Below are 5,865 nucleotides of genomic sequence, written 5' to 3'. Positions count from 1 at the left end.
GATCACCCCTATACAAGCTCAAATCCCGAATGGTTCCGAAAAAGACCCGATGGGACCATGCAATACGCTGAGAACCCCCCTAAAAAGTATCAGGATATTGTAAATTTTTATTTTGAATCCAAGGCATATAAAGAATTATGGCAGGAATTACTAGATGTTACCCTACATTGGATAGGCTTTGGGATCAAAATCTTCAGAGTAGATAACCCACATACAAAACCCTATTATTTCTGGAATTGGTTGATTGCGGAGGTAAAGAAGAAGCATCCGGACGTACTGTTTTTAGCCGAGGCATTTTCCAGGCCAAAAGTAATGCAGCAATTGGCAAAACAAGGCTTTTCCCAGTCCTACACCTATTTTACCTGGCGCGTGCATAAACATGAGCTCATAGAATATATGACCGAGCTCACACAGTCTGAGATGAAAGAGTACTACCGTCCTAATTTTTGGCCCAACACTCCCGATATAAATCCGTATCACCTGCAAGGAGCCAATGAAAGTATGCACCTTAACCGCTACGCTCTGGCAGCCACCTTATGTGGAAATGTGGGTATCTACGGACCTGTTTTTGAGTATATGGTGTCTGACGCCATGCCCGGAAAAGAGGAGTATCTGCATTCTGAGAAATATGAAGTGCGCTTTTGGGATTGGTCCATTGAGAATAAGATCACCCATTTAATGGCCAAGATCAATCATGTGCGCAGGTCACACCCTTCCCTACAGCAGACAAATAATATTCGGTTTTGCACCATAGAAAACGATAAATTAATAGCCTTTTATAAATGGAATGATGAAAAAACAGATGAAATTCTGGTCATTATCAATTTAGATCCATATTATGCACAGCAGGGAATGGTGCAATTACCATTAAGGGAATTAGGGATAGAAGCAGGCAAACCAATACAGATGCACGACCTTATTACGGACAATAGTTACCTTTGGTACCAAGAATGGAATTTCGTGGAGCTTCCGTCAAGCCTTCCTTTCCATGTGTTTCAAATTAAAAAATAGCAATGGCCAATAAAAAGCAGGAGTCTTCTTTGGAACCTCCCTATGTCTTCGACGTGGAGTGGGAAAATCTCATGGATGACAAAAAGTTCATCGATGCTTTTCTGTCCGAGATCCTGGAGGATTATGTGGTAAAACAACGCTGGTACGGGGGGAAGAGCAGTAAACTGAAGTATATTGAATTACAAGAGTATTTCCGTATACAGCAAAAAGGGGAGGTGTATTACGGCTTATTACTGGAGGTAAACTTCGAGGAAGCATTTTATCAACACTATTTTTTGCCTATCGCTTTTGTGTCTGATGAATCGTTCGCTGAGAAAGACCGTATTCTTCCATTGAGTATCAAGGGGCAGGAAGGCTTTATTATTGATGCCCTCAACCTGGAGGCTTTTAGGAAACTTGTCTATGAACGCATCATTTCCGCCGAACCCAACGATACCACCAGAGTTCAATACCATCACAGTTTAACTTTTGATGGCACGCCCTATGAGTCTTCAAAATTTATGGGGTTAGAACAGAGCAATACCTCTATCATCATTAACGGGAAATCTGTGATCAAATTCTTCCGAAGGATCTATGCAGACAAGAACCCCGATTACGAAATGAGTCGGTTCCTCTCAGAAAGAAAAGGGTATAAGAATACCCCGGCTTACCAGGGGAGTTTAAGTATTATAGATGCCGATAGTGTGAGTATTACCATCGCCTTAATGCAGGAATTGGTGCCTAACCAGGGCGATGCATGGGATTTTACCCTGAAAGAACTTCATAAGGTATTTAATAACCTGGAAAACAAACATATCAATATAGATCATCTGCCGAACGTGGCCTTGTTTACGCGATTAAAGATCAGCGATGTGCCGCCGCAGATCATTGATTGGGCCGGCTTGAATATCTTTTTGAAATTACAGGTATTGGCCAAAAGGACAGCAGAAATGCATATTGCCCTTGGATCGGAATTTGAAGATACCGCATTTACGCCAACACATTTTACGGGAGATTATGAGGTTTGGCTTAAAAACCGACTGCTGTATCAATTTCAGAATAGATTAAATACAGTAGAGAACAATCTGCATCGTTTAAAGGATCTTTCGCTGGAACTGGCTACGGAATTCCTGGAGCGAAAAAATGAGATCAGAAAACGATTTGTAGATTTCGACTGGACAAAGCTGAAAGGCGAACGTCTGCGAGTGCATGGCGATTATCACCTGGGCCAGGTCCTGGTGAAAGATGATGATTTTTATTTACTCGATTTTGAGGGGGAACCAGAAAGTACCATCAGGGATCGCAAGGTAAAACAGCCTCCTTTAAAGGATGTAGCAGGTATTTTTAGATCATTTCACTATGCCATCTATGCAACTATCTTTAACAATGAGAAAAGCTATCCGTATACAAGAGAAGAACTGTTTAAAGCTGGGGAGATACTGTATAATTATTTTGTAGGGGCATTTTTAGAAACCTATGTAGACCTTATTCAAAAGCATAACATCAACATTGGGTATAATCAGGAAAGGATCTTTATCCTGAAGTATTGTATGTTAGAAAAAGCAGTGTATGAATTGGGATATGAAATGAACTCTAGACCTTTGTGGGCCGTTATACCTTTACAGGGGATCATGAGTATTATTAATGAAACTAACTAAATCAATATGGGCAACGTTGTAACCCACAGTTTATTTACCGAATTTGACATCAATTTGTTTAAGGCCGGGAAGCATTTTAAACTTTATGAGAAACTGGGATCACACCCCATGGAAGTAAACGGGGAGAAAGGCACTTATTTTGCAGTATGGGCCCCTACCGCCAAATCTGTATCCGTGGTTGGAGATTTCAATTATTGGTTAGAAGGAGATCACAAACTTTTTGTGCGTTGGGATGCCAGTGGCATCTGGGAAGGATTTATTCCGGGAGTAAAGCCCGGTACAAAGTACAAATACAAGATACATTCGAACAACCAGGACATTAAGACCGAAAAGGCAGACCCATTTGCCAGGTATTGCGAACACCCACCCAATACGGCCTCCATCGTATGGGAGAAACCTTATAAGTGGAACGATACGAAATGGATGGCGAACCGGAAGTTTAAGAATGGTTTAGACTGCCCGTATTCGGTCTATGAGGTGCACCTGGGTTCCTGGAAAAAAAATGACAAAAATGAGTTTCTGACCTATGAAGAACTCTCTAAAGACCTGGTGGCCTATGTAAAGGAAATGAATTTTACACATGTAGAATTTATGCCCGTCATGGAATATCCGTATGACCCTTCCTGGGGATACCAACTTACCGGTTACTTTGCGCCCACGTCCCGTTTTGGGGAACCTGAGGGACTTAAATTGCTGATAGATGCCTTACATAAAAATGACATAGGTGTTATATTAGACTGGGTGCCATCTCATTTCCCTGAAGATGCCCATGGCCTTGGATTTTTTGACGGGTCTCACCTTTATGAACATCCGGATAGAAAAAGGGGGTACCACCCGGATTGGAAGTCTTTGATCTTTAACTATGGCCGCAACGAAGTAAGGGCATTCCTTATTAGTAATGCCATGTTCTGGCTAGATCAGTACCATGTAGACGGCCTGCGCGTAGACGCGGTTGCCTCTATGCTTTACCTGGATTATTCCAGAGAAGAAGGAGAATGGGAACCAAATATCTACGGTAACAATGAGAATTTAGAGGCCATTTCACTCATCAGAGAATTAAATGAAGAGGTGTACAAGAATTATGACGGAGTACAGACCATAGCGGAAGAATCTACCTCTTTTTCCATGGTTTCAAGGCCTGTGAGTTTGGGAGGTCTGGGTTTTGGAATGAAGTGGATGATGGGATGGATGCACGATAGCCTTGAATATTTTAAAAAAGAACCCATTTATAGAAGGCACCATCAGAACGATCTCACTTTTAGTATGACCTATGCCTTTACGGAGAATTTTATGCTGCCCTTCTCACATGACGAAGTGGTCTACGGGAAACAGTCGTTATTGTACAAAATGCCCGGGGATGAATGGCAGCGTTTTGCCAATTTACGACTCCTCTTTGGATACATGTTTACACATCCGGGAACCAATTTATTGTTTATGGGAGCCGAATTTGGGCAGTCGTCCGAATGGAATTTTCAAAAGAGTCTGGACTGGCACCTGCTGCAATACGATTTCCATGCCGGCATTCAATCGCTTGTAAAAGATCTGAACATATTTTATAAGAAACATCCGGCTCTTTTCGAAAAACAGTTTAGTGCTGAAGGATTTCAGTGGATAGATTATGGCGATTTTGAGAATTCGGTGCTTACGTACATGCGGAAGGGGAATGAGCCAGAAAATGATCTGGTCATTGCTTGTAATTTCACTCCCATCCCCAGAGAAAATTACAGGATGGGTGTACCAAAGTCCGGGCAGTATAAGGAGATCTTTTCTACAGACGCAAAAAAATACGGAGGAAGCGGTGCGAAGAATACGGTACGAAAAACGGCTAAAAAACCGTGGCACGGCCAGAAACAGTCTATAGAAGTAACGATCCCACCCCTCGGGATGGTCATTTTCCAATGAAATACCACGACTACATCGTTTTAGTTTATAATTGATAATAATATCATTTCACTTTTAGCTTGTAAAGTCTTTCTTTTGTGCTTTTGCAAAAAAAACCACTATGATTACCAATACTGAATTAGAATATAAAGGGAATCTGTACCCGGACCATATAGTTGAATTTAAACAAGATGCAGATAAATTTTATTTCACCACCAATAACGGTGTGGTACTTCAAATTACGGTAATCCGTAACAGTACCATTCGATTTCGTTACGCAACCGATTATGTTTTTCAACCCGATTTTTCGTATGCCATAAGTCCGACCGCCCCCAGAGGTTATAACCACCTGGAAGCCAAGGAGACCAAGACGGAATACCTCATCTTTACGACCAAGATCAAGGTCTTGATAGATAAACAATCCCTTCGAATTCAGATATCAGATCTCGAAGGAAATATCATCAATGAAGACGAACTGGGATTTCATTACGAAGAGAACTACACCTATGGAGGTAACTCCGTAAAAATGAGTAAAATAACCCAATCCGGAGAAAGTTTCTACGGAATGGGAGACAAGGCCACTCATTCTAATTTAAAGGGAAAACGGGTTGACAATTGGGTAACAGACCAATACGCCTACGGAAAAGATCAGGATCCTTTGTACAAAGCGGTCCCTTTTTATATAGGGCTGCACAACAACAAGGCGTACGGGCTATTTTTTGACAATACTTTCAGAACCCATTTCGACTTTGCGCATGAAAGACGAAATGTTACTAGCTTTTGGGCCGAAGGTGGAGAAATGAACTACTACTTTTTCTATGGCCCGGATATGTCCAGGGTGGTACGATCGTATACAGACCTAACGGGTACGCCCGAGCTTCCTCCTCTTTGGGCTTTGGGATACCATCAATCTAAATGGAGTTATTTTCCTGAGAGTAGAGTAAAAGAGATCGCCAAAAAATTCAGGAAACTCAAGATTCCCTGTGATGCCATTTATCTGGACATCGATTATATGGACGGATTTCGATGCTTTACCTGGGACAAGACAAAATTTCCGGACCCTAAGGCTATGATCAAGGATCTTAACAAGGATGGGTTTAAGACCGTGGTGATGATAGATCCGGGAATAAAGGTAGATCGCGACTATTGGGTTTATCAGGAGGCCATAAAGAACGACTACTTCTGTAAGCGTGGCGATGGTCCTTTGATGAATGGGAAGGTATGGCCCGGGCAATGTAATTTTCCTGATTTTACCAATCCAAAGGTGAGAGAATGGTGGGCCGGACTATACAAAGAAATGATGTCGGAGATAGGAGCCCATGCTGTTTGGAACGAT

General features: G+C 41.9%; 3 protein-coding genes and 1 pseudogene. All 4 read left to right on the top strand.

All coding sequences use genetic code 11. The annotated features are described in order from the left end of the window. Nucleotides 1-1,011, top strand: a pseudogene (locus WBM49_RS05740) (alpha-1,4-glucan--maltose-1-phosphate maltosyltransferase); the annotation flags it as partial. Nucleotides 1,012-1,013: 2 nt separating this feature from the next. Continuing rightward, complete coding sequence (locus tag WBM49_RS05735) at nucleotides 1,014-2,648, top strand: maltokinase N-terminal cap-like domain-containing protein (protein ID WP_424371104.1); 1,635 nt, start codon at nucleotides 1,014-1,016, stop codon at nucleotides 2,646-2,648. A gap of 6 nt (nucleotides 2,649-2,654) precedes the next feature. Then, a complete protein-coding gene (glgB, locus tag WBM49_RS05730; protein ID WP_424371103.1) occupies nucleotides 2,655-4,550 on the top strand; it encodes a 1,4-alpha-glucan branching protein GlgB in 1,896 nt (631 codons plus the stop codon). A gap of 100 nt (nucleotides 4,551-4,650) precedes the next feature. Beyond that, the coding region (locus tag WBM49_RS05725; protein WP_424371102.1) for a TIM-barrel domain-containing protein at nucleotides 4,651-5,865 on the top strand (1,215 nt) is incomplete at its 3' end.

The organism is Muriicola sp. (assembly GCF_049669965.1).
Taxonomy (GTDB): domain Bacteria; phylum Bacteroidota; class Bacteroidia; order Flavobacteriales; family Flavobacteriaceae; genus Muriicola.
This window is presented reverse-complemented; position numbering and strand designations above follow the sequence as displayed.